The following is a 25,403-nucleotide window of genomic DNA, read 5'->3' as shown; positions in this document are numbered from 1 at the left end:
GCCGTCAGCATTATGCTGACGGCTATTCATTTAGTAGCTACTTGGCTTTAGCGTTTAATACGTGTTCATGGATGATTGGACCAATGATACTGAGGGGCTCAGAATCCAGCATGTCTTGATGTCGGCAAGGGACTTTATGAACTTCTATATTTCCTGTCACTCTTGATATCCATGCATTTGATTGATGCTCTAGAATATTGCCCATGGAACCATTTGCACTTTCTTCGGCCACAAAAAACAGCAAGTCGGCATTAACTTTTCCTGGTTTGAAGCGACCAGCGAGTGCTAAGTTGTTTTCAATAATTATTTGAACTCTTTCCATAATATCGGCTTGGCTTTTTTGAATGTCTTGAACCACTGACATGGAAGAATCGTCATAATCTCGCCATAACAACGACGCTAATTCTTCTTTGTTAATCGGCAATTTTTCCAATGTACTGAGATCATAACCAAGGAAGAGTAGGGCCGCTCTAACGATGTCCGCTTCATTTTGTGGTTGTTGATAACCAATTTTGTAAGGATAGCTGTCTAGCATGCATAAAAAAGACACTGTTTCACTTTGTGCTTGCAGTTTTTCCGCAATTGCATGGGCAACTAAGCCACCAAAAGACCAGCCTAGAAGATTGTATGGTCCTTGAGGTTGAATGCGCTTAATTTGTAATAAATACTCTTCAGCCATTTCTTCTATGGATTCTGGCAAACGTGCCGCATGACGCAACCCTGTTGCTTGTAAACCATATACGGGAGTTGATTTGGGCAGATGACGCAGCAGTCCCGAGTAGCCCCAAGAAAGGCCTAGGGCAGGGTGAACACAAAACAACGGAGAATCCGTTCCACTTGATTTGATCGGAAGTGTGCTAATCATCGGATCCCAGTCTTCGCTACTACTTAAATAGTCAGAAAGATCAGCAATAGTGGAAGCTTTAAATAAAACACCTAATGGCACCTCAACTAATAAATTCTTCTGGATGTGATTCAAAATCCTTGTTGCGGATATGGAATCACCGCCAATTTCAAAAAAGTTATCGCGGATGCCGACAAGAGTCAGCCCTAGTGTCTCTGCCCAAAGGGTCGTGAGCATTTCTTCTAATTGATTTCTTGGTGGCTCATAGCTATTAGACGCTTGCCAAGACGGCAATGGCAAGGCTTTACGGTCTACCTTTCCATTCGGCGTTAATGGCATTTTGTGCAGCAATATGAAGTGTGCAGGAACCATATAGTCAGGCAGTACATTAATGAGCTGGCGACGAAGTTCGCTAGTATCAAGATTGGTGTCTACAGGTATAACGTAGGCCGCCAGCTGCTTGTCTCCATTGGGGGAGGTTTGAGCAACAACTATGGCTTGAATAACCTCACGGCATGCCAGCAAAGCGGATTCTATGTCACCAATTTCAATACGGAAGCCGCGGATTTTAATTTGATGGTCGTCGCGGCCTTGGTACTCCAACAATCCATCTTGGCGCCAACGAGCTTTGTCTCCTGTAATGTATAGGCGGCTGTCCTCTTTGCCGTATGGATTTGAGATAAAGCGTTCGTTTGTTAAGTCTGGTCGTTGGTAATAGCCTAGGGCTAAACCATCACCAGCAATGTATAGGTCGCCTGTTACACCTACTGGAACAGGCTCCATTGCGTGGTCTAAAACATACATTTGAGTATTTAGAAGCGGTCTGCCAATTGGAGGGTGACGAAGGTCTGTTTGTTTTGTAAGGGGCATAATGCTTGACCAAATCGTTGTTTCTGTTGGTCCGTATAGGTTGACTACAGGGTGGCCAAGTTTTGCCATTGTTTGAGCGAGTTGACCTGGTAGCGCTTCGCCTCCAACCAAAGGTTTAATGCCGTGTAATTCATTGCTGTATGTTGGTAATAATGCCTGCCAAAGAGACGGTGTAGCTTGGAGCAAGGTTACGCCTTCTTTGACAGCGAGCTCTGTTAAAGCTTGTGGGTCTCGAACGGTTTTCCTATCAGCAATCACTACGGATGCTCCAACTGTCATTGGTAAGAACAATTCAAGAATAGAAATATCGAATGAAATGGTGGTAACAGCTAAGAACTTATCTTGGCTTGTAAGATTGAGTTCTTTTTGCATAGCGTATAAGAAATTCATCAAGGCGCCATGTGGGATTTCTACTCCTTTTGGTCGACCCGTAGAACCAGATGTATAGATAACATAGGCAGGGCTATTTCCTTGGATTGTGATTCCAGTAGGGGGAGTCGCGTTGCTGTCTAAGGAAATATCGGAATGTGGCTCATCAATGAGCATTATTGGCGTCTTAACTTTGGGAAGCTGGCTAATGGCGTCATGACAGCTGAGTATTAATTTTGGCTTAGCGTCTTCAACTATACTGCGAAGACGCTCTTCTGGAAAATCTGGGTCCAGTGGTAGATAAGCCGCTCCCGCTTTTAATGTGCCGAGCAAAGCAACTAACATATCTGTATTTCGTGTTAGTGCGATTGCTACTAAGTCTCCTGGGCAAACTTGCTCTTTTATCAGCTTGTTTGCCCAAGCATTAGACAGTCCGTCTAGTTCTGCATAGCTTAAAGAGTTTTGCACTGAAGAAGAAACGGCAAGAGCAAAGGGCGTACTAAAGGCTTGCTTTTGAAAGGCATCCACAACGGACTCTTGAGGAATCGGACTAGCTGTATCGTTCCAAGCATGCAAAATTTTATTGCGTTCACTTTCGCTTAATAGCGTCGCTTTGCTGATAGAGGTGCTTGGCGAAAGTATCATGCCGTCTACTAGGCGCTCAAATTGTGCTAAATGGTTTTTTAACTCGCCTGTTGTATAGCGTGTTGGGTTGGCATCGAATTCGACTTTTAAACCGTTATTGTCATTGCGGTCAAAGATAAAGACAGTGAGGTCGTCGATTAGCGCGTTACTTAAGTTGTGCAACGATGTCGAACAATTACCAAAGGTTAAGTCGTAGTTAAAGGGTTCAATGTTGACGCCTAGCGAAGCTATTTGCTGCCCTGCAGACATTAGCCCTAGGTCTCGTTTTAAATCTTCATAACGATATTGTTGGTGGCGAAGCGCTTTTAGTACAACTTTAGATACTTGGGAAATTAACTCTTCTAGTGTTATTTCTGTTGATAAGCTTAGTCGAATAGGTACAGCGTTAGCCATCATGCCTGGAGTATTGCGTTGGGATCTCTGGGACCTTGCTGTAACTGGCATCGCGAAAACTAAATCGTTTGCACCTGTCATACGGTAAAAATACGCGGCAACTAAAGCAATAAGGGTTTGTGGCAGGCTAGCATTAACCAGTTGTCCGACAGCTGTTAACTTGTCTTTTAGTGTTTGTGATAGTGTTAGCGATTGTCGTAATGACTTGTTCTTTTGTGATGGATCTACCCTTTGTGAAAGTGATGCAGTATCGGGCAAGTTGATTAGATTTTCTAGCCAGTACTGACGATCTTTCTTATAACGTTTAGAGGATTTATATTCATTTTCACTTTCAACTAGTGACGCCAGTGACCCAAAAGGATTGGCTCCTGTATCCTGACCCTTGACTAGTGCGTTGTATATTTGAGCGAGTCTGAGGGTAAGTAAATTGCCTCCAAAACCGTCTAAAGCGACATGATGGCAGCGGTGGTACCAGTAGTAATGTTTATTCGCTATTTTAATAAGATCGCTGCGCCATAACATATCACCAGGCTTTGTAAGTGGTTGCATCATATCATCTGTCATCAACTTTATTGCGGCTTGATGAGGATTGTCAGCATCGCTCACGTCCAGTAAAGAAAAATAACCTTCATCTGTTTGTTGAATTATTTGGATGGTTGAGTCATTTTCTTCGATTATTTGGCTGCGAATGCAATCAGCTTCGCTGATGAGCTGCTTTATAGCGGATGTGAAGTGAATAGTATCAATGCTCCCTTTAATTTCCACATATTCGGCAATATTGAAGGCAGTATTTTTAGGGGCTAATTTTTGGGCGATCCATTGTCCGCGTTGGGCGGTAGAGAGGGGGAATGCAAATGATTGTTGATAAATAGGTTCTTTTGAACCATAGCAATTACTATGACTTTTAATCATTTGTTTGCTCCTGCAAAAAATATAGTCCATTTGAAGCACGTGATTAAAGCGCGCTAAATTTTTACTTAAATTAACATAAAGTTATCTTAGTATTAAGTTGTTAAGTGAATATTTACATATATATGAATGTATAACTGCATGGCATGATGTTTTATTGCATTAAGCCGATATTTTGACGCTTAGCATGTTGGTTTACTTGTAAGAAGAGCAGTGCGCCAGACAAAATTCCGAAGCTCGCTAGTCCTGACCAAATCCAAGCATGATCTATGTTTGTTGAAGATAACAGCCAACCGGTGCTGATGTTGCCGATAAACGCGTAAATACCACCTACACAAGAATACAAACCGTAATGGCTACCTAGCTCTTTAGGTGAACAAAATTTAGGCACATAAGAGCCTAACAGCGGGAACACTAACATAGAGCCAAGGCTAAAAAAGACCGCACAAATAACGAATGGCAAGGCTGGTAGCCACGGTAGGCTAATATTGAGCCATAAGTAGCTGGAGCCCATAATAGCCATACCTAACCCAATGCCACGCGCTGTTCCCAAGCGAGATTCCACGAACCGACTTACAGGCATTTGCATTAATACACCCATAATAGAAGAGGTTGCGAAAACCCAAGTAATGATACTAACGTCTTGAGTGACGGCGCGAATTTCATGGGGAACAGCAATATAAAGCTGGTGGAATAATAATTGATAGACTGAGGCACACAACACAAATTGCATAAATGATTTATGCCTAAGCATTTGGCTCCATTGTTTCCAAAAGTGCGAATGGGCGTGTACTGTATTTTTTTGTGATTCTAGTTCAGGTAGGAAACACCATTGAATAACAAATAGTAAGGAAAATAACCCCGCTGAAATGACACCAACTAAAGCGAAATCGAAGTAGAGTAGAGATAAGCCTACCAATGGTCCTAGTAACATTCCTGCTCCGGACGTAAGGTTTTGCAGTGCGAAGACTTTATCTCTGGCTTTTTGCTCTGGGTATTCCGAGGCTAAATAAGCTTGGCTGCTCGGCGTGAAAAGTGCGCCAGCAAAGCCAGAGCAAAATGCTCCTAAAATTAGGGTGGGAATAGTCTGACCAACACCGAGTAAGGTAAAACCAATAATGCGAACGGCACAACCCAATAGAATGAGGCGCTTGTAGCCTAGTCTATCCCCTAAGGTACCACCAACTAGAAACATGCCTTGCTGGCTTAATACTCTAAGCCCGATGATCACACCAACATACCAACCACTGATGCCCAAATTATGCTGTAAGTGATCAGCTAAGTAGGGTAGTAGCATGTAAAAGCCAAGATTGAATGTGAAACCATTAATGACTAATACTCGGCCGGCAGGAGAGAGTAATTGCCAATCTTTTATTAGGTGTTTTGAAAACATGATGGTGTGATTTTAAGCCTTAATAAAATAATAACGTGAAACAATCGATTTCCGAGCCTAGAGCGATCAGATAATACCCTCAGCGATACTTGTTATTTTTTTAGTCTTAGGCTGATGATTTGCTTCTGTAGTCTTAGGCTGATGATTTGCTTCTGTAGTCTTGCTGGTAGAAGCCCCCCGGATGTTTCTAATTGTGCGTACAAAAGGAATCCCTGAGGCATCTTTGGTAATATCAGCATTGACGTTATAGACATTTTTTACCAAAGACGGTGTGAGAATGTCGCTTGGGTGACCGTTGGCAACCAGTTTGCCATCTTTAAGAACGAGCAGATTGTCAGCATATTGAGCGGCAAGGTTAAGATCGTGAAGTACCATGATGGTAATCCAGCCTTGCTCTTTGGTCTGCGCATCTAGATGATCAAGAAGAACATGCTGAAAATGTAAGTCTAATGCGCTGACAGGTTCGTCTAACATGAGGATTTTAGGCTTACGCATTAAAGCTTGAGCGAATAAAATCATTTGGCACTGACCGCCACTTAGCTTATTTACTTGGCGGTCTGCAAGATGCAACAGACCTATCTTATCTAGAGCGGATAGCGCTTCTTCGATAACGCTGTCATCCAAGCGAAAACCTAAAGTATTTAATTGCCCAAGTAACACAACTTCTAAAACACTTAATTCCACATCGAGGCGAATATCTTGGGGCATATAACCAAACTGCTTGCGCCATCGAGATAGCTGCTTGCGCTGGAGTGTTTCGTTATCAAAAGAAATGGCGCCTGATTTAGCGTGAATATCGCCAAACAAGGTTTTTAATAGCGTGCTTTTACCTGTGCCATTTGGTCCAATAATTACGTTTACTTTACCTGGTTCTAAGGCAAACGACATATCATTGGCTAGAACGAGGTCGTCTAGGGTGACGTTAAGATTATTTACTGTCAGCATGGATTAGCGCCTTTTACCTAAGATCAACCAAAAGAAGAATGGCACGCCAATGATGGCGGTGACAATACCTATTGGGAAGAGGGCTCCAGGCACGATAACTTTAGACAAAACAGACGCACTAGAGAGTAAAAAAGCTCCGATAATAAACGACAGAGGTAAGAAAAAACGTTGATCTTCTCCTACTAACATCTTAGCAATGTTAGGTGCCACAATGCCGACAAATCCAATAATGCCAACGAAACTGGTGACGGTTGCCGTCATCACAGCGACGATCAGCAGAGTTCGTAACCTGAGCTGAGTGATATTAACACCAAGACTTTTTGCTCTTTCTTCACCTAATCGTAATGCGGTTAGTTTCCAAGCATCACGAATTAAAAAGAACATACAGACTACTGTGACGCTGGCGATAATAGAAAGATTGCTCCAAGAGGCTTTTGATAAGCTGCCGAAAAGCCAGAATAGAATTTGTTGGCTTAGCTCCGGTGAGGATATAAATTGCACAAGCGACAATAGAGATTGAAAAAGGAATAATAAAGCGATCCCAGCCAATATAAGTTGTCCTGAGCTAATGTGTCTCATAGTGGCTAGCGCAAATAAAAATGTAGCAGCTAACATACAGCAAACAAAGGCCCCTAAAGGCACGGCAATATTTGTATTGATGCCTAAAGAGCCGAAATACAACATCATAGCAGCACCAAACCCCGCTGCAGCCGCCATTCCTAATGTGTAGGGGCTCGCCATAGAGTTATTAAGTAGAGTTTGCATTTCAGCGCCACCCACACCTAATACGCCACCCACCACGACAGCCATAATAGCTATTGGTAATCGTAAGCTGGATACAATGACTTGTGTTGTTGCATCTACTTCGACAGGAAAACCAATAAGATTCAGTAGCGCTTTAGCCACATCTCTCACGTTTAGCAAAGAAGGGCCTGTTGCGATGTCTAATACAAAAGAAAAGACAAGAATGATGAGTAGGATGCTGATGACCGACCAACGACGCTTTTCGCTACGACGTTGGTTTGAAACCGCATCAGAGATTAGATCTGATTGCATAAATAGTTTTCATCAGGATTAAGTGATGAATATTGCTCCGTTATGTAAAGGGGAGAGACTGCACTATATTTGAGAATAATTTTCGTTTGGAATCTTACGGATAGAGAGGAATTTATCAAGAGGTTATTAGAATTTAAAGTGAATTTAAGACGCATTATCATCTTTCCGTTTTTTTATCTCTGTGCTTAGAGATAGATATTTCCATGATGTAGCGATGCTTACAGATAATTTACAAGAGTTTATCGCACTTGTAATTGAAAATGATTATCAATAAGTTTATATTTCTTTTTGATAATGGTTATCATTACAGGAGATATTATGGACATTACCTTCCCTGAACATACCAATGCTTTAGTTTCTGAGCGGCCGCAAGCTGATGTGTTTTTATTCAATTCGAATTCCAACCTTGTGCGTACTAATGGTATTCGCCAGCGCATTTCTATCCCACTGTTAAGTAATACTTTTCATCAAGAGGTTCAGGCTGTTTTTCAAAGAGAACAAGCTCAAGGAAGGTGTAATCCTATTGTGGTAGGGGCTATTCCATTTGACATGAATCAACCGGCTCAACTGGTGGTGCCTGAGTGGCATGAAAGAGTTAAGCCTCTGGATCGTACTTTCTCATCATTCGTCGATAAGGACTTTATTCATCACGCAAGTGAGCAAAGCTTTGCTCCAAGTCATACGGAGTTTTTAGATATAATAGAGCAGGCGCTGTCTTCCTTTGAAAACAGTCCTTTGAAAAAAGTTGTTTTATCTAAAATACTGAAGTTAACCTTGGATAGAAAAGTTGATGTTCCACGCTTGCTGTCTAATATTATGGCGCAAAACCCAAGCGCTTATCACTTTAGTGTTCCCCTTAAAAACAGTGTTTTAATTGGTGCTAGCCCTGAATTACTTCTTAGAAAGCAGGGTAACAAGATATTTTCAAACCCGTTGGCAGGGTCTGCTAAACGATTAGACAATCTTGACGCTGACCGACAAGCTGCAAAAACTCTTGCAAATTCAGCGAAAGATCAATATGAGCACCGCCTTGTTGTAGATGCTATTCGAGCGGCGCTGTTGCCTGTTGTAGAAAGTCTTGGGGAGCGAAAAGAATCTAGCATAATTGCGACACCAACAATGTGGCATTTATCAACGGACATTGAAGCAACACTTCCAGCAATAAATCCTCCCTCCATGTTTGATCTTATTAAACAAATACACCCAACGCCGGCCATGTGTGGCACACCAACTGTGTCCGCGCAGCAACATATTGCAGCGCTAGAACCACATCAGCGTGGTTTTTTCAGTGGCTTAGTTGGCTGGTGTGATGCAGAAGGTAACGGCGAATGGGCTATTGCCATACGTTGTGCCGAAGTATCAGGTAACAAGGTGACCTTATTCGCTGGAGCTGGGGTTGTGCCTGATTCAAATCCAGAAAGTGAGTGGTTAGAAACCAGCGCTAAAATGCGCACCATGCTGAATGCATTTGGAATAAAGGAAGATGTGATATGAGTATTGCTTTTACGCCTTGGCCAGAATCGTTTGCCGAGAAATATCGAGAAAAGGGTTATTGGACTGATCGGCCATTACTGGATTTAATTGACAACGCACCACAAGAAAATATTGCAGTTATTTGTGGTGAAAGATCGTTGAACTATCAAGATTTGTGCTCTCAATCTAAACGTTTAGCTGTGTATTTTCAGGGTCTCGGTTTACGAGCTGGAGATACTGCATTAGTCCAGCTTCCTAATATTGCCGAATTTTATGTGGTGTTTTTTGCGCTTATGCGTCTTGGTGTTGCTCCTGTTAACGCGTTGTTTAGTCATAACAAAATGGAGTTAACTGCTTACGTCACACAAATTGAACCTAAGATTATTATTGCCAGTGATGAACACGCTTTGTTTCATGATGGTGCTTTTTTCAACACGTTGAGTGCATTGTCAAAAGAGTTACAACACGCTTTGATTGTTGGTAAATCAGAATGGGCTGAGACCCTTAAAAATGTACTTGGGTCATCGACAAGTACATTGTTAATGGCAATACCAAGCAAGGCTGATGAGGTGGCATTCTTTCAGCTTTCTGGTGGCAGTACAGGTACGCCAAAGCTAATCCCAAGAACCCACAACGATTACTTTTTTAGTGTGCGTCGTAGTACTGAAATCTGCCACTTTACGGCCACTACAAAGTATCTGTGTGCGTTACCTTGTGCTCATAATTTTCCTCTTAGTTCTCCTGGTGCCTTTGGTGTTTTTCATGTTGGTGGCTGCGTTGTCATGTCACCAAGTCCTGATGCGAATACGTGTTTCGAATTAATCGAACGCCATCACGTGACTGTTGCCGCTTTGGTTCCTCCTGCTTTAGCTCTGTGGCTACAAGCGGCACCGTCCAATAATTCGTCTTTATCTTCTTTGCAGCTAATGCAGGTTGGTGGTGCAAAACTGAGTGAAAGCCTTGCTCGACAAGTACCCGAAATATTGGGCTGTCAGTTGCAACAGATTCTTGGTATGGCGGAAGGTTTGGTGAACTACACCAGATTGGATGATGACATTGAGACAATAGTAACCACACAAGGGCGTCCCATGTGTTCGCTTGATGAGGTGAAAGTACTTGATGCCGAGGGCGAAGAAGTTGCTGCAGGGGAAATAGGCGAGTTGGCTACTCGTGGCCCATACACCATTCGTGGTTATTACAATTCACCAGAACATAATGCCAAGGTGTTTGATGAGGAAGGGTTTTATCATTCGGGGGATTTGGTATGCCGTAACGATAAAGGGTATTTGACAGTAGTCGGGCGTGATAAAGATCAAATTAATCGCGGTGGTGAAAAAATTGCGGCAGAAGAAATAGAAAACCTTTTATTAAAGCATGAGTTGATTATGCACAGTGCGCTTGTCTCTATGCCAGACAGTATGATGGGAGAAAAGAGCTGTGCTTTTATTGTTCCTAAAGTGGTTAGTCATGGCATGAAAAGTCTCTCTTTGCGTAAATATCTAAGAGGTCTTGGTGTGGCGGACTACAAAGTACCTGATCGGTTTGAATTTATTGACTCTCTTCCCCTTACTCCTGTTGGCAAGCCTAACAAAGTTGCATTACGGGAGTTGATACGCCAGCGCTTACAACATAACTCACAACTTACTTCTCAATTAGATAGAACACTATAAAAAGGACTTTATATGAGCATTCCAACGATACCGTCTTACTCTATGCCAACCGCTGATACCTTTCCTAATCAAAAAGTAAACTGGGTATTAGAGCCAAAGCGTGCCGTGTTTTTAATTCATGACATGCAAGCGTACTTTCTGCGTTTTTACGATGCTGATTCGGAACTGATCAACACCTTGAAACAAAATCTTGCGGCTATCAAAGCCTATTGCCGAGCCAATGATATTCCCGTTGTTTATACCGCGCAGCCCAATGATCAGAAACCGGAAGATCGTGCTTTATTAAATGATATGTGGGGAAGTGGCTTAAATGATTTTCCTGAATTGCAACAGGTTGTGAAAGAGTTGGCTCCAGACGAAAGTGATACGGTTTTAGTTAAGTGGCGTTATAGCGCATTTCATCGTTCGAACCTTCAGGAACTTATGCAGAGCTGGGGACGCGATCAGTTATTGATAGGAGGTGTTTATGCGCACATTGGCTGCATGATTACGGCCGCGGATGCGTTTATGCGTGATATTCAGCCTTTCATGATAGGTGATGCCTTGGCAGATTTTAGTGAAGATGAGCATCGACAAGCGCTCACCTTTACAGGGGGAAGAACAGGTCGAGTGATTTCAACAAAAGAGGTGTTGATTGCAACTGATATTGTGGACACTGGCTTTCGCTTTGAGCAGTTAAAAGCACAAGTTTTTGCCTTCCTTGATGATGAAGATATCCAGGAATTTGATGCCGATGAAGAGTTGATTGATTATGGACTTGATTCGATTCAAATTATGTCATTGGTCACCAAATGGAAAGCGTTGGGAGTTGAGGTTTCTTTTCAAGAGTTGGCCAGTGCTGCCACACTAAATGGTTGGTGGGAGCTAATCCAAAACAAGAGGGCGCTAGCGGCATGATTAATCCACTTGATTTTTCAGGTAAAACCATTTGGGTAACGGGTGCTGGAAGCGGGATTGGTTTGGAGGTAGCGAATCAATTTACTTCTCTTGGTGCCAAAGTTATCGGCTTTGATCTAGCGTTTGATGGTGGCTTTTACGGTTTTGACTGTGTAACTCTAGATATTAGCGATGAAGAGGCTGTTTCTCGTGTTGTGCCAGAGATACAGAGTGATTTTCCACAACTAGATGTATTGGTGAATGGTGCGGGAATATTGCATTTGGGAAGCCTTGAGGACACAAGCTTGGATGATTTTAAACACTGTTTTAACGTCAATGCGGGCGGTGCTTTTTTAATGATTAAGCATGCGGTTACTACTTTTAAACGCCAGAAGAGTGGGGTAATCGTTACTATTAGCTCGAATGCAGCCAAAGTACCGCGTCAAAATATGGCGGCTTATTGTGCATCGAAAGCGGCTTTGTCTGCATTGAGCCATACGGCAGGATTGGAGCTTGCCTCTTACGGCGTACGTTGCAATCTTGTGTGTCCTGGCTCCACCGACACACCCATGCAGCGAATGTTGTGGACCAATGATGACGCAGAGCAAAATACGATTAACGGTTTTCCAGAGCAATATAAATTGGGTATTCCATTAGGTAAAATTGCTCAGCCGAGTGATATTGCTCAAGTGGTATTATTCTTTGCTTCAGATATGTCGAACCATATTACTATGCAGGATATTGTTGTGGATGGTGGTGCTACGTTAAACGCGTAGAGGTTTCGTATCGAGAATTATATATTTTCTTTTAAATAAATGAATTTGCTCGGTATGATTTTCATATCGAGCTTTTTTATATGGATGTTAAAGTGAGCGGTTATTCTCAAACACAAATACTGTTACCTAGATCTCATGTTTTACATGTGAGCCATTTTGTTTTTAAAGAAGGGTCTTTAGTTGCGACAGACTATGAGGCCAGTGTTGCAAAACCATCAGGCTATAACAATTGGCGAAATAAGCGTAAAGAAACCTTTTTGGCAGGGCGGCTTGCAGTTAGGCATGCACAAGGCTGTTTAAATGTGCCTTTGGAGGATATTGCTAAAGCTGAAGATGGTGCACCGATTTGGCCAAACGAATACACAGGCAGTATATCCCATACGGATAATCAGGCTGTTGCAGTCTTATTCCGATCATCGCAAATAGGGATTCAGTATATCGGCATAGATTTAGAGCCTTTTGGTAATGCCGAAATGCTAAATGTAACTGATTCAATAGGATTGCAGTGTGAGTTTGAGATATTGATATCTGCTGGAGTTAAAAAGGAGTTATCAGTCTTGCTTCTCTTTTCACTTAAAGAAAGTGTTTATAAAGCCCTTTACCCTATGGTAGGTGAGTTTTTTGACTTTCGAGATGTTGAGTTGACGTCTTGTGAAGGAGGTGAGTATTTTGAATTCCAAGTGAAACGGCAGTTAAGTCAGAAAGTGTCGCTTGGTTTTGTCTTGCATGGGGGTTATAAGGAGCAAGAAGGGTATCTATTAACTTGGGCTTATTGTTGATAGAAATTGCTACGTAAAAAGACGAATCATTACTGATTCGCCTTTTTTTGTTTTCTTAATTACGTATTAGATTTTGTATGTAGCGCTTAAGCCAATGGTACGGGTTTGACCGACTGCTGCGCGTGAGCCTGAACCGTTGGTAATGTAAACAATGTCTTCATCCGTTAGGTTTTTGATGTAACCACTAATTAGTAAGTTGCCCATCTCATAATCTAAACTGGCATCTAAAATGGTGTAGTCACCTGCTTTGTAGCTTTCAGTGTTATCTAGATCTGAATAGTATTCTCCAACATAAGTAGCATCTGCTCCAAGAGACCAGTTATCACCAATATATTGTGTGAAGCCGAGGCCTAGGTTGGTTTTTGGTGCGCTAGGTAGCTCATTGCCTTCATAACCATCATATTTATCGATGTCACTATTTAATAAGCCTAGAGAACCACGAATTTCAAGACTGTCTGTTGCCCACGCAACGCCTTCAACTTCAATACCATATGTATGGGCGGAATCCACGTTATCTATGTAAGTTGAATCGATAAAAGCTTGGTAGTCAGAGTAGTCATTATAAAAAATGCTAGTGTTTAGGGTTACGCCGTTTTGAAAGCGAGTTTTTGTGCCAGCTTCATAGGTTATGACCTCTTCACTATCATAGGTGTAGATGTCACGATTGCTATCCCAGGTAAAAGCTGTACCGCCTGGGCTGTAGCCTTTTCGAATCGAGGCATTTAGTGTCGTTGATTCTGTAGCTGCGTAAGTAACGCCTAGTTTTGGTAAAATATAGGTGTCGCTGAAGTTCTGCTCTATATTGCTGCTGTCGTAATCATAACCAGAATTACGTTCAACTTTTTCGTGCTCAATACGCAGACCGGTTACTAATTTTGTTTTTTGATTTAATGTATATGTTCCTTCACCATAAAGAGCAGATGTTGTTGTAGTTTCAATATTGAAGAGAGAGTCCTCAACGTCGATGTCACTGTCTTTAACCGAGGCAAAAACGCCAATAACACCAGATAGATTGGAGCCTTTTGGTGTAAATAGCAGTCTATTCTCTAGAGTGAATGTTTCTTTTTTGATATCAACTACTGTTGTTCCAGGGTACTCATCGAAATGAACGTTTGCATCGGAATAGCTAATGTGTAGTGAGTTGGTTAGCTCTTCGGATGTCTCATAGTTAATATCTGCAGCAATGATATTTACTTCAGAATCTTGTAGGCGGATGTTCTGGCTGTCATTGCTATCCAATGTTTGAGTTTGAGTATCGAAATCGTTTGCCCAACTCAAATATTCACCATCGTATTTATGATGCTCTATAGTAAGCTTAGAGCTTAACTTGGGATTGCTAGCCGGCTCCCACAGTAATTTTCCTCGAATGTTTAGGCTTTTAGAGTCATTCACGTCGGGACCATCATCTAATTCTGTGGATGCTTGAGCGTAATTCATCCAGCCTTCGCCTTTCGATCCATCTATTGCAACGCGATAGGCCAAATCATTATTAATCGGGCCGGAGTTCATTGCTGCCGCATTCGTATTTAAATTACCATTTTTATATCTGTCTATACCGATGCGTATTTTGCTTTCTTGCTCAAAGGTTGGATCATTTGTTTTTACAACAACGGCACCCGCCATTGAGCTTGTACCTTGTGTAGTTGATTGGGGGCCTCGTAAAACCTCTATTTGTTCTGAGTCCCATACACCGCTTGGAGTAAAGTTATAACCAGACCAATCTTGAGTCGTTCCATCTACAACAGTGGAGACTCTTGAGCGGGCGCCAGTCAACAATGCATAGCCACCAGCTGCTGCACCATTTCCGCTAACGCCTCGAATATTTACTGTCCCAAAACCCGACTCAGTTACGTTTGGGGCTTCAGTCGCAATTTCTTTAGCGTTTTTAGGTTCGCCTTTTGTGGCGTCTTCACCATTAATAACCGTCACGGCCGTTGTTGTCTCTTTAATGTCTTTATCCATTTTTTCCCCCGTCACCATTAAAGCGGGTAGGGCTGTTGTTTCTTCTGCAAATGTACTTGCTGAGATGCAGGCAGCATTGATACTGATAACTGCTATAGCAACGCTAGATAAGCGACTTGGAATGCGATTGAATTTACTGGAACTGGGCATGTTCTTCCTTATGTTTGTCGTGATTGAGTAAAGATATGTAGATACTATTGATAATGCGAATGATTCGCAATACTATTTGTTGTGTGTTTTTAGTATTTTTACGATCTTGTGAAAATAAGGATGAATGTGTTGATCGAGAAATCTGATTTGCCAGCATGGCTGGAATGTTATGGAGTGACCCATGATCAAATTGGCAGTAAGGCTTGGTGGAAGGCTGTACGTATTATGGGTACCCCTTTCATCAAACAGGATAGTGAGCAGACCAGCTCGGTGCTATTTCTTTGGCAGGATCCGCAAGGGAATGAATTTGAGTCGAATACGGTAAGTGTGTTGCTTGATGTAAATTCATTGACTGATCACCACAGCTGGGAGCCAGCTTGCTTAGGTCGGGTAAGAGGAACCGATGTGTGGTTGGGAGAGTTACAGGTCGATTCTAGCTGGCGAGGCAGTTATTCCTTTATTCCGATCGAAAAGCACCAGTTGCCAGGTTCTGTAAGACAAACTGGCGATGGTTCTAGAGAAGCGCAACGTGCTTGGTGGATGTCTGTTGCCGTTAATCAGATTTCTGATCCATTAAATCCATTACCTGAATTGGTTTCGGGGTGGGGGGTAAGTTCACCGCTTCATCTTCCTAAAGCCACAACTGAATTGGGTTGGCAAGAATGGGATCGTGGAGAGTTGAATGCTATTTCATCGAGTCGTGTTCATTCTATCAATTGGTCTTCAAAAGAACTGGGTAACCAGCGAACAGCTTGGCTTTTCTCGACTGCAGCGAGTGATGCGCCATTGGTTGTATTGCTTGACGGGCAAAAATGGGGAGCGCCAAGTGGCACACTATCGGTTCTCCAGTATTTAACAGACACCTTTAAAATAGCTCCTGCTCATTATCTTTTGGTGCCTTCAATTGATGGGCCAACTCGCTGGAAAGAGCTGAGTTGTCATCACCCTTTTTGGCAATCTTTGTTAGATGAACTTTTGCCAATAGTAACCTCAATACTTGCTAAAGACGATTGCTCTGCTACTGATTTTCTTGTCGCAGGCCAGAGTTTAGGTGGGCTTTCTGCTTTATACGCAGGCGTTACCTTTCCAGAGTATTTTTCTAAAGTGATTAGTTTGTCAGGCTCCTTTTGGTGGCCAGAAAGCAGTCGGATGCGAGCACCTAATGATACGACTTCTAGTGACGAATGGATTAAGAATGTACCCGCAAATAGCCTAGCTGACCAAATCCTAAAAAATCACATAAGCGTTTCTCACTTACACGTTTTTTTGAATGTGGGAAGTGGCGAAGCAGATATGTGCCTATATAACGAAGCGACTTATCGAGCGATTCAGCAGAAAGGCGGAAAGGTGCATTACGAGATGGTTTGTGGTGGTCATGATTGGCTGTCTTGGCGCTCAGGCCTTATTGATGGTTTGCGATATTTAATGCCAGCTAGGTCCTAACTTTATTGAATTAAACAGGGAGTAAAAAATGAGTAATGAAGTAATTAACCCATTTGACGATGATTCATTGGCGTTTTTGGTCTTAGTAAATGCACTGCAGCAGCACAGTTTGTGGCCACTTTTTAAGGCAATACCACCAGGTTGGCGACAGGCTTTTGGCCCGAGTTCTCGTGAAAATTGTCTTGAGTATGTCGAAACGAATTGGACGGATATTCGCCCCCAACATTCCCCTTCACTTTCTAGCGGTTCTTAAAGAAGTTTATTATGGAAAATAACATCGTATCGCGCATTAATAAATCGATAGGCTTAGAGGATGGTACGGTTGCACCCCTTACGGATGTGCAGATGGGCATATGGCTAGCCGATCATATTTCTTCACAACGTAACACCTTTACTATTGCGCATAAGGTCCACATCACGGGGAATCTTGATTCTAAGTATTTACTAGAAGCTATTCAGCTAGGGTTGAAAGAAGCGGATACCGTACAGGCTGTTTATCGTGAATATAATGGCGTTCCGACCCAACAGTTGGATTGCAGTGATTTCGAGTTTACTCCTGTATGGATGGACATCTCGAATCAAAGTGATGGACAAGCTTATATGGATTCGCTTATTCAGCAAGACTTGGACGCTGAGTTGACGCTGTCTTCGACTATGCCATTGGTTCGTCAGATTGTTTTTAAAGTGTCAGACCAGCAGTATTTTTGGTATCAGCGTTTTCACCATATTATGCTGGATGGTTTTAGTTTTAATGCCTTGACTGCCCGAGTGGCGAGTATTTATCAGGCGCTTATTCAGCAAAAAACCATCATCAACTCACCTTATGCCCCTTTTTATCAAGTGGTAGAGGAAGAGCAAGCCTATAAACGATCAGATAAATACCAACGTGATAAAGCCTTTTGGACAGAATACTGTTCAGATTTACCTAATGTGATTAGTTTATCTAATCGTGAGGTATCGGCTGATGTAGAAAGTGTTTCGGTGTCCCAGCGTTTAATTAGAGTAAATGGAAGTATTGGTGGCGCAATATTACAAAGCTGCTTAGATAGATTTCCTTCTTCTAATCTCACTGCTGCTGATTTGGCAATGGGGTTGATCTCAGCGTATTTTATTCGAATGAGCGGGCAGTGGCGTGTTCCTGTTGGCTTGCCGTTTATGGGGCGTGTTGGCAGTGTTTCTTTGTCATCACTTGGGCCTGTTGTGAATGTGTTACCCGTCATTATTGAAGGGCATTTAGACGATGGTATTTTTGAGCTAACGCGACGTATAAAGCAAAGCTTGAAAGCCATACGCAAGCACCAAAAATACAATGCTGAGCAAATTTCTCGTGATTTGAATCGCGTGGGAGAAGCCTTATATGGTCCAACATTAAACTTGCGGCTGTTTGATTATGACCTCTCGTTTGGTGAGGTCGCTGCAAAAATAGAACACCTTGCTGCTGGGCCTGTTGAAGATTTGGATTTCGGCTTGCACTTTGACAGTGGCGACCTTCACATAGAATGGGTGGGGAATGATCAAAAATACGATGTCGAATCGTTAAATACGCATCTGCGGCGTTTTGAAGAATTTGCTGAAAGACTTCTAGGTGATTCTGAAGCTCGTATTGCCGATATTTCAACGTTACTAACCTCTGAGCAATTGCAGATTCAACGTTGGCAGAAGGGGGTTGTTACACCAAACAGTAACTATTCAAGTTTGGTTGAACAGTTTCATTATTTAGATGGTTATTTGGCTTCTGCACCAGCTTTGGTTGCGAAAGGAAAATCGATTAGCTTTGCCCAACTGTATGAAAATATTGCGAAATGGACGCAAGTGTTGAGTGAGTTTGGGGTGACAAAAGGCGCGTGTGTAGGGCTTTCTTTACCACGAGACGAGCGCATGGTTTACGCCATGTTTGCGACCATGGGGCTTGGCGCTCATTATTTGCCGATTGATCCTACTTACCCAGAAGAACGCATCCATTGGATGCTAGAAGACTCCGCGCCTCAGCTATTGATTACCTGTGATGCTTATGATTTTAGTGTGTCTGATAAAACACGTGTTTTGTCGGCTGATGATGCGAGTTTTATACAATCAGTCGATCAAAAAGATCCTGCAAAAGCGGTGTTTGATTTTCCTTCGTCAGATGACTTGGCTTATATCATGTACACGTCTGGTTCAACGGGAAAGGCGAAGGGGGTGGTCATTTCCCACAAGGGCTTAGTTAATTTAGCCCTTGCTCACTGGACTCGGGATGGTAAAGCATTGGCAGAAAAACATTCGAATGTGAATGCTATGCTAACGGCTTCCTTTTCCTTTGATACTTGTTGGGACGCTATATATTGGTTGTGCTATGGGCATACTCTTCATATTGCGGAGGAAGAAACTTGCAAAGACCCTGCATTGATTCAGCAGTATTGTTATGAAAATAAAATACACGCAACTGATTTTCCGCCAACAGTATTGTCACAGCTTTTAGACCTTGACGAGATAGAATCAAGCAAGTCGCTTCCTGATTTAATGTATATTGGTGGTGAAGCAGCGTCCTCTCGTCTTTGGCAGCAAGCGAGGCTTCGTCCAGATTTGAAAATCAGAAACTACTATGGCCCAACAGAAAATACCGTAGACAGTTTGGGATCGGATGTTAATGATTCAGATAAAGTCATCATTGGTCGCCCTATTGCTAATACGCAAGCTTATATCTTGGATTCTAGTTTATCTCCTGTTGCTATCGGAATGGCTGGCGAGCTTTATGTTGCAGGTCCTGGGCTTGCTCACGGGTATTTGAATCGTTATTCATTAACCTCTACTCGATTTGTTGCCAACCCATTTAAGGATGGAGAGCGGATGTATCGAACCGGTGACTTGGCAAGATGGTTAGAAGATGGGCAAGTTGAGTTTATTGGCCGTACAGATCATCAAGTGCAAATTCGTGGCCATCGTGTTGAGCCTGGTGAGGTTGAGGCGACTCTTAATGACTTAGAAGGCATCAATAATAGTTTAGTTGTGGCTAATAAGCAGGGCAGTACCCATCGCTTGGATGCTTATGCAGTGCTAGATGAAAGTCTCACTATTGGAAATGCGCAGACGGCACAAGAAAAATCAAGAGCATTAATGGACGTCTTATCTCGTCAACTTCCTGCCTATATGGTGCCTGCGACACTGACAATATTGGATTTTTTTCCGCTGAACACGAACGGTAAAGTAGATCGTAAGGCTTTGCCAGCGCCAGTCACAATTCGACAGGACGGTGTGCTGCCTAAAGGCGAAAAAGAAGCTCTATTATGCCAATGGGTGCAGCAGCTTTTAAGTCTTGATGCTGTTTTTGTCGACGATGACTTCTTTGCTTTAGGTGGTGACAGTATTGTCGCTATGTCGTTAGGCAGTTTAGCCCGAAAGCACGGTTATGCTTTACGAGCGAAAGATATATTTGAGAGTCGAGTCCTTTCTGTGATGACAACACGGTTGTCTCAATTAGACAGTATCAAAAAGCTTCCTAGCGCTCAATCTGGTCAGCTGTCAGAACTGCCTATCTATAAGTGGATGCAAGATAGTGGCGGTTTGAATTTAGCCTATTTTCAATCGACCCTTATTGCTTTACCGAATTCAATGACGCTTCAGCAGTTTGAACAAGTCATTTCTAGGCTGATTTCTGCTCACTGCATTCTTGCTGCTCAGGTTCATGCTTCTTATTTAGATATTAGCCCCATTGCTAATGTTTTCCCTGTTAAGGCGTTTGAGAAACAGGGGGGGTTATCACAATTGGCAGACGACGCTTTTGAGCAGCTTGTTCGTATTGAATCGAGTAAGGCTTTTCCTGCTATGCGAGTGGTTTATCTGAAGGCCAATAATCAAAACGCAGCAGTCTTTGCTTTGCACCATACGATTGTCGATGGTGTGTCATGGCGAATTCTTTTTTCAGATTTATCGAATTTATTAAAAGATCCAAACGGTGAATTATTGCCGCCACCAAATAGCTTATTGGATTGGCAGCAATCATTGCAGAATGAAAGAGCACTTTGGTTATCTGAGAAACAATATTGGTTGGGACAACTCCAAGGTTCGTCATTATTTAAGCGCGAAGCGTCAAAAATCCGAGTACATCATCGAACTTTGCTGGATGAAAATACTTCTAGATTGCTTTTGGATATTTTACCTAAGCAATATCGCTGTCAACCACAGGAAGCTTTATTAAGTGCGTTATATTGCGCACTAGTTCAGCAATATAGAGCAACCGATATTCCGCTTATGATGGAATCTCATGGTAGGGCGGATATTGGTGATGTGGATTTAACCCGCACATTGGGTTGGTTCACATCAGAGTACCCAGTACGTCTAAGTGGTAAAAAAGCGCTGCTGTCGAGGTTATTGCAGTCTATGGATATGTCGGACACGGAATCTCAAGAAACGCTATCCGATGTGCCATATGAGGCAATAGTTCAGCTCGTTCGTCGAGCCTTGCTTCGTGTGCCGAATGACGGTGTGGGTTATGGCGTACTGCGCTATCTAGAAGACAGTACTCGTGAGATTTTTGTTGAGCAGGAAAGTGCGTTCTCGCCACAAATTTTGTTTAATTATCTTGGTCGTTTTCAGCAAGATGATGTGCACTTGCTGAAAGGTGAACGCTATTTCCAAGATACTTTTGAAGTGCATCAATCTGAACAATTGAATTCTGCCTATGCATTAGAATTGAACGTGTTTGTTGATGACAGTCATGGGGAAGCGCAATTGGCGATTCACATTGGGCATGACGCGCAACAAGTTACTGCAAAGGAAATAGAGCAACTGTTAAGTCGTTTGTCCTGTGTCACGTCTTCTATGAACAAATACGCAGATACACATCAAGCAGTTGCCGCTGACACCTTAGTAACAGAAGACCTAAAAAGCCTTGATTTAAGCGAGCGAAATATTGATGCGTTAAGAAGCCAATATGGTGCTTTACAAACAATATTACCGGCTTTGCCTCTGCAAGAAGGTCTTCTTTTTCATGCGCAGTTAGAGCAAGAAGGGGATGCAAATGATGTAGGTTATAGCTCGTTAGCACGTTTAACTTTCACAGGTCGTATGGATGTGGAGCGGCTGAAAGACGCATTAGGTGCTGTTATTGAAAAACACCCTCAATTAGGGGCTTTGTTTGATTTTTCTCAAGCTGATACTGCGTTGCAGATCCTTCCTTGGCGACGAACGAGTGAACGTAAAAATTGGTGGCCAGTGCAAACCATTGACCTGAGTGATCAAGGTGATGCAGAGCAACAAGTTCAGCTTAAAGACATAGAGCGACAAGAGTTGAGCCGAGACTTTATGGCGTTTCAATCGGCAGGTGTTCCTCTGCTGAATGCTGTCTTGGTGAATTTGTCCGACCAACGGCATTGCTTGTTCTTAAATGCTCATCACTTGGTTGTTGATGGCTGGTCCACACCTATTATGCTGCGTGATTTGGTGATGGCATATGGCAGTGATTCAGTGGAACTGGCGAATATTCCCGTGCCGTATTCATGGGTGGTTGAGCAGCTTGTGTCCCGTGACAAACAGGCAATGCAAGAAGCATGGAAAGCGGCACTTGATGGCGCCTCACCAACATTGCTATTTGCTGATACGCCACCAACGGAAGCTGTGATGACTTATACGTTAACCATTGAAGCAGACCGGTTTTCCAAACTAAAAAGTCTTTATCAGCGTAGAGGTTTGACATTAAACAGTGTCTTACAAACTTTATGGGCTAATGTTTTGTCTGGGCTAACTGGTCGCTCTGATGTGGTATTCGGTACGCCCATTTCTGGTCGCTTTAGTGGTGTCACTGGAATAGAGGAGCACATTGGCTTATTTAGTAATACGGTTCCTGTTCGTGTGCAATTGCAGCCTGAATTAAGTGTATGGCAGCAAATGCAGCAGGTTCAAATTGAACAAGTAGATTTGCTAGAACACGATGGATTAGGATTAGCTGAAATCCAACGTCTGGGCGGACATAACAATCTGTTTGATACCTTATTTGTGGTAGAGAACTTCCCTGAGCAGGCGGATCTATTTAGACAGACTTATCATGGTTTGCAGCTCAACGAAGTGTATAACCGTGGCTTTACTCATTATCCATTGACGGTATTAGCTCTGCCTGCTGAGCAGTTAAACTTGCTGTTTGAATACCGAGGTGGTGACGAAATAAAGGCGCTAATGACGCGGTTCGAGACTTTGCTGAATGGCTTGTTGGAAGAGGAAGAAAGTGATGTACCTCAGCAGGCGCTCGATTTGCGTTTACCATCCGAAAAATCTTTGATAGCAGAGTTGAATCAAACATCACAGCGTGTGCCCCATATGACTCTTGGTGACAGTTTGACTAAACAAGCGTTTTTAACGCCAAATCAGCTTTGCTTGTCTGATGATATTAACCAATTAAGTTACTCAGAAGCACGTTATCATGTCATTGCGTTAGCAAGAAAATTGCAATCCTTAGGGGTACAATCGGGTGATGTCGTGGCGGTTGCGCTACCTCGTTCCGTTAAGTTAAGTCTTGCCTTGTGGGCGACTATTGAAGTGGGTGCTGCTTATCTTCCGCTAGATACTGGCTACCCTGATGATCGACTAAACTACATGCTGGACGATGCCAAACCAGCGGTGTTAATTACGCTAACAAATGAAGTTGATCGTTTTGAAACGAACGCAATACCGTATTTATACGATGCTGCTATTGCGGTAGTAGACGATTCTCAAGTGAAGCAGACCTTCGAAAGTTGGAATGCACCGGAGCTCAGTCAATCAGCTGCAGCGTATTTGCTTTATACCTCTGGTTCCACAGGACGACCAAAGGGGGTTCTAGTCTCTCATCAAGCGATTGTGAATCGTATTTTGTGGATGCAAAACCAATATCCACTGACTTCAGAAGATGTTGTTCTACAAAAAACACCCTGCAGCTTTGATGTGTCAGTGTGGGAGTTCTTTTGGGGTGCTATGGTGGGGGCTAAATTGCATATGGCGCCGCCAGACTCCCATCGTGACCCACTTCAATTACAACAATTGATAGTCGATTATAAGATTACCACTTTGCACTTTGTACCTTCTATGCTGGCGGCGTTTGTGTCTTCCTTAGACGATGAGAACTCAGCAATTTGTCATAGTTTGAAACGGGTCTTTTGTAGTGGTGAGGCCTTGCCTGTTGAATTGTCTAAACAATTTGAAACAAAGATTGGTTGCGAGCTTCATAACTTATATGGACCAACAGAAGCAGCAGTAGATGTTACTTACTTCCCAGCTTTAGGTAATGATTTAGCTCAGCTAAAAGGTGTTGGGGTACCTATTGGTTACCCTGTTTGGAACACCCAATTGCGGATACTGGATAACTTCCTGCGCCCGGTACCTATAGGTGTTGCGGGAGAATTGTATCTTTGCGGTGTGCAGCTAGCGGATGGTTATTGGCGCCGGCCAGAATTATGTGCCACACGCTTTGTTGCTGACCCAGAAGCAAATGGCGAGCGCATGTATCGTACTGGTGATGTGGTTCGTTGGTTAGACAGTGGTGCGGTTGAATACCTTGGGCGAAGCGATGACCAGCTTAAAATTCGTGGTCAACGTATTGAGTTGGGTGAAATAGAGCAAGTGCTCGCGGCACAAACCGGCGTGGATCAATCTGTTGTTGTGGCGAAAACATTGGGTCAAGACAACAGTGTAATGGGTGCAGACGCTCGTCAATTGGTGGCGTATGTCACTAGTCATTCAGGCGAGTTGGACACCGCACAAATCCGCACGTCTATGAGTGAATTATTGCCTGTTCATATGGTGCCAGTTGCAGTATTGCAGCTAGAAGCTATGCCCTTGAGTGCCAACGGAAAACTTGACCGAAAAGCCTTACCTTTACCGTCTGATGTCTTGGATTCAACAAAAGGCAGGGCGGTTAAGTTAGGGATCGAAACTGAAATTGCTAATGCCTTTTCTAACGTTTTAGGTTTGACGGGGTTGAGCGCGAGCGATGACTTTTTCACCTTGGGTGGGCATTCGATTCTCGCGGTACGTCTTGTGGCTGAATTACGTAAAGCCTTAAAACTTAATGTAACTGTGGGACAAGTGATGGTTTCCCCAAGCATTGAAAAATTGGCACATGTTTTAAGTAATCAAGATCTTGCGAATAGTCGAGAATTGTCTGGGTTTGGTTCAGTGTTACCGATAAAACAAGGTACTGGATCTCCAATTTTCTGTATTCATCCGGCTTCTGGTTTTGCTTGGCAATACACAGGCTTTGCTCGTTACCTTTCTCAAACGTGCCCAATGATTGGTTTACAGTCTCCGCGACCTGACGGGCCAATTGCGGCGCAAGACAATATGGAAGGTGTTATAGAACAGCATTTGAAAGTATTGAAAGAGCGTCAGCCAACAGGGCCTTACAGACTTATTGGTTATTCCTTAGGTGGTGCCATAGCACATGGGCTAGCGGTTCGGTTACAGGCAATGGATGAGGAAGTGAGTTTCCTAGGTTTGTTAGATACTTACCCACCCGATGAGCAAGATTGGTCTGGATCGGTAAATGAAGAGGCGCAAGAAGAAGTGGAGCGCGAAAAGGCGCAATTCATGGAAACGTCAGAAGACACCTTGGATAAGCAAATGGAAGTGGAGCGAGATGCCATGTTTGCCGATATTGTGCAGAACTATGCTGACTCGGTTGCTTTGCTTTCAAAGGCAAAAACTGAGTGCTACAGAGGTAAGGCTGTGCTGTTTGTGGCAGATAAAACCGTGCCAGAAGGCATGGATATCCAAGCGACTTGGGCGCCTTATGTCGATGAGCTTGAAGAGCATCATTTTGAGTTTGCGCATGAAGATATTTTATCGCCTGAAGCACTTACTGCGCTGGGGCCTGTTTTTAACCAATTAGTCTCAGAGCTATAGCTT

13 protein-coding genes are annotated in these 25,403 nt (G+C 43.0%); 8 read left to right on the top strand and 5 right to left on the bottom strand.

Annotated elements, in window-relative coordinates:
• Window positions 1-37 precede the first annotated feature (37 nt).
• From JSY38_RS03070 to JSY38_RS03055, 4 genes are all read right to left on the bottom strand, one after another.
• Window positions 38-4,033, bottom strand: coding sequence for a non-ribosomal peptide synthetase (locus tag JSY38_RS03070; RefSeq protein WP_205115207.1), 3,996 nt, complete (start codon window positions 4,031-4,033; stop codon window positions 38-40).
• Between the two features lie 151 nt (window positions 4,034-4,184).
• Entirely contained in the window at window positions 4,185-5,423 is a 1,239-nt protein-coding gene (locus JSY38_RS03065; RefSeq protein WP_205115206.1) for an MDR family MFS transporter, read from the bottom strand.
• 66 nt (window positions 5,424-5,489) lie between these two features.
• On the bottom strand, window positions 5,490-6,368 hold the full coding sequence (locus JSY38_RS03060) for an ABC transporter ATP-binding protein (RefSeq protein WP_205115204.1): 879 nt from the start codon (window positions 6,366-6,368) through the stop codon (window positions 5,490-5,492).
• Window positions 6,369-6,371: 3 nt separating this feature from the next.
• A complete protein-coding gene (locus JSY38_RS03055) occupies window positions 6,372-7,424 on the bottom strand; it encodes a FecCD family ABC transporter permease (protein WP_114412465.1) in 1,053 nt (350 codons plus the stop codon).
• 318 nt (window positions 7,425-7,742) lie between these two features.
• Between JSY38_RS03055 and JSY38_RS03050 the strand changes: the two genes are divergently transcribed.
• From JSY38_RS03050 to JSY38_RS03030, 5 genes are all read left to right on the top strand, one after another.
• Window positions 7,743-8,918, top strand: a complete 1,176-nt coding sequence (locus JSY38_RS03050) for an isochorismate synthase (protein ID WP_114412463.1) — start codon at window positions 7,743-7,745, stop codon at window positions 8,916-8,918.
• The gene (locus JSY38_RS03045) at window positions 8,915-10,567 is read left to right on the top strand and encodes a (2,3-dihydroxybenzoyl)adenylate synthase (protein ID WP_205115203.1); all 1,653 of its coding nucleotides are present in this window, start codon (window positions 8,915-8,917) and stop codon (window positions 10,565-10,567) included. The genes JSY38_RS03050 and JSY38_RS03045 overlap by 4 nt, the downstream gene beginning before the upstream one ends.
• A gap of 12 nt (window positions 10,568-10,579) precedes the next feature.
• A complete protein-coding gene (locus JSY38_RS03040) occupies window positions 10,580-11,464 on the top strand; it encodes an isochorismatase (protein WP_205115202.1) in 885 nt (294 codons plus the stop codon).
• Window positions 11,461-12,219, top strand: a complete 759-nt coding sequence (dhbA, locus tag JSY38_RS03035) for a 2,3-dihydro-2,3-dihydroxybenzoate dehydrogenase (RefSeq protein WP_275586985.1) — start codon at window positions 11,461-11,463, stop codon at window positions 12,217-12,219. Before JSY38_RS03040 ends, dhbA begins: the two co-directional genes overlap by 4 nt.
• 80 nt (window positions 12,220-12,299) lie before the next feature.
• Window positions 12,300-12,998, top strand: coding sequence for a 4'-phosphopantetheinyl transferase family protein (locus JSY38_RS03030; RefSeq protein WP_205115201.1), 699 nt, complete (start codon window positions 12,300-12,302; stop codon window positions 12,996-12,998).
• A 66-nt stretch (window positions 12,999-13,064) separates the two neighbouring features.
• Here the strand turns inward: JSY38_RS03030 and JSY38_RS03025 are convergent, their stop codons facing one another.
• Window positions 13,065-15,110: a TonB-dependent receptor gene (locus JSY38_RS03025; protein WP_205115200.1), complete on the bottom strand. Its 2,046-nt coding sequence runs from the start codon at window positions 15,108-15,110 to the stop codon at window positions 13,065-13,067.
• Window positions 15,111-15,239: 129 nt separating this feature from the next.
• Between JSY38_RS03025 and fes the strand changes: the two genes are divergently transcribed.
• The 3 genes from fes to JSY38_RS03010 are packed head-to-tail and all read left to right on the top strand — an operon-like array spanning window position 15,240 to window position 25,400.
• The gene (gene fes / locus JSY38_RS03020; RefSeq protein WP_205115199.1) at window positions 15,240-16,553 is read left to right on the top strand and encodes an enterochelin esterase; all 1,314 of its coding nucleotides are present in this window, start codon (window positions 15,240-15,242) and stop codon (window positions 16,551-16,553) included.
• 28 nt (window positions 16,554-16,581) lie between these two features.
• Window positions 16,582-16,806 (top strand): MbtH family protein, encoded by a 225-nt coding sequence (locus tag JSY38_RS03015; RefSeq protein ID WP_205115198.1) that lies wholly within the window; start codon window positions 16,582-16,584, stop codon window positions 16,804-16,806.
• A gap of 11 nt (window positions 16,807-16,817) precedes the next feature.
• On the top strand, window positions 16,818-25,400 hold the full coding sequence (locus JSY38_RS03010; RefSeq protein WP_205115197.1) for an amino acid adenylation domain-containing protein: 8,583 nt from the start codon (window positions 16,818-16,820) through the stop codon (window positions 25,398-25,400).
• Window positions 25,401-25,403: the final 3 nt, after the last annotated feature.

Origin of the sequence: Marinomonas foliarum (assembly GCF_016906065.1) — a bacterium.
Taxonomy (GTDB): domain Bacteria; phylum Pseudomonadota; class Gammaproteobacteria; order Pseudomonadales; family Marinomonadaceae; genus Marinomonas; species Marinomonas foliarum.
The sequence above is the reverse complement of the archived record's forward strand: the minus strand, read 5'-3'. Positions and strand labels throughout refer to the sequence as shown.

Coding starts and splice junctions, on each gene's coding strand:
- JSY38_RS03065 (WP_205115206.1), bottom strand. CDS start 5,423: ATGTTTTCAAAACACCTAATAAAAGATTGGCAATTACTCTCTCCTGCC.
- JSY38_RS03010 (WP_205115197.1), top strand. CDS start 16,818: ATGGAAAATAACATCGTATCGCGCATTAATAAATCGATAGGCTTAGAG.
- JSY38_RS03060 (WP_205115204.1), bottom strand. CDS start 6,368: ATGCTGACAGTAAATAATCTTAACGTCACCCTAGACGACCTCGTTCTA.
- JSY38_RS03070 (WP_205115207.1), bottom strand. CDS start 4,033: ATGATTAAAAGTCATAGTAATTGCTATGGTTCAAAAGAACCTATTTAT.
- JSY38_RS03025 (WP_205115200.1), bottom strand. CDS start 15,110: ATGCCCAGTTCCAGTAAATTCAATCGCATTCCAAGTCGCTTATCTAGC.
- JSY38_RS03055 (WP_114412465.1), bottom strand. CDS start 7,424: ATGCAATCAGATCTAATCTCTGATGCGGTTTCAAACCAACGTCGTAGC.
- JSY38_RS03045 (WP_205115203.1), top strand. CDS start 8,915: ATGAGTATTGCTTTTACGCCTTGGCCAGAATCGTTTGCCGAGAAATAT.
- JSY38_RS03015 (WP_205115198.1), top strand. CDS start 16,582: ATGAGTAATGAAGTAATTAACCCATTTGACGATGATTCATTGGCGTTT.
- dhbA (WP_275586985.1), top strand. CDS start 11,461: ATGATTAATCCACTTGATTTTTCAGGTAAAACCATTTGGGTAACGGGT.
- JSY38_RS03050 (WP_114412463.1), top strand. CDS start 7,743: ATGGACATTACCTTCCCTGAACATACCAATGCTTTAGTTTCTGAGCGG.
- JSY38_RS03040 (WP_205115202.1), top strand. CDS start 10,580: ATGAGCATTCCAACGATACCGTCTTACTCTATGCCAACCGCTGATACC.
- JSY38_RS03030 (WP_205115201.1), top strand. CDS start 12,300: ATGGATGTTAAAGTGAGCGGTTATTCTCAAACACAAATACTGTTACCT.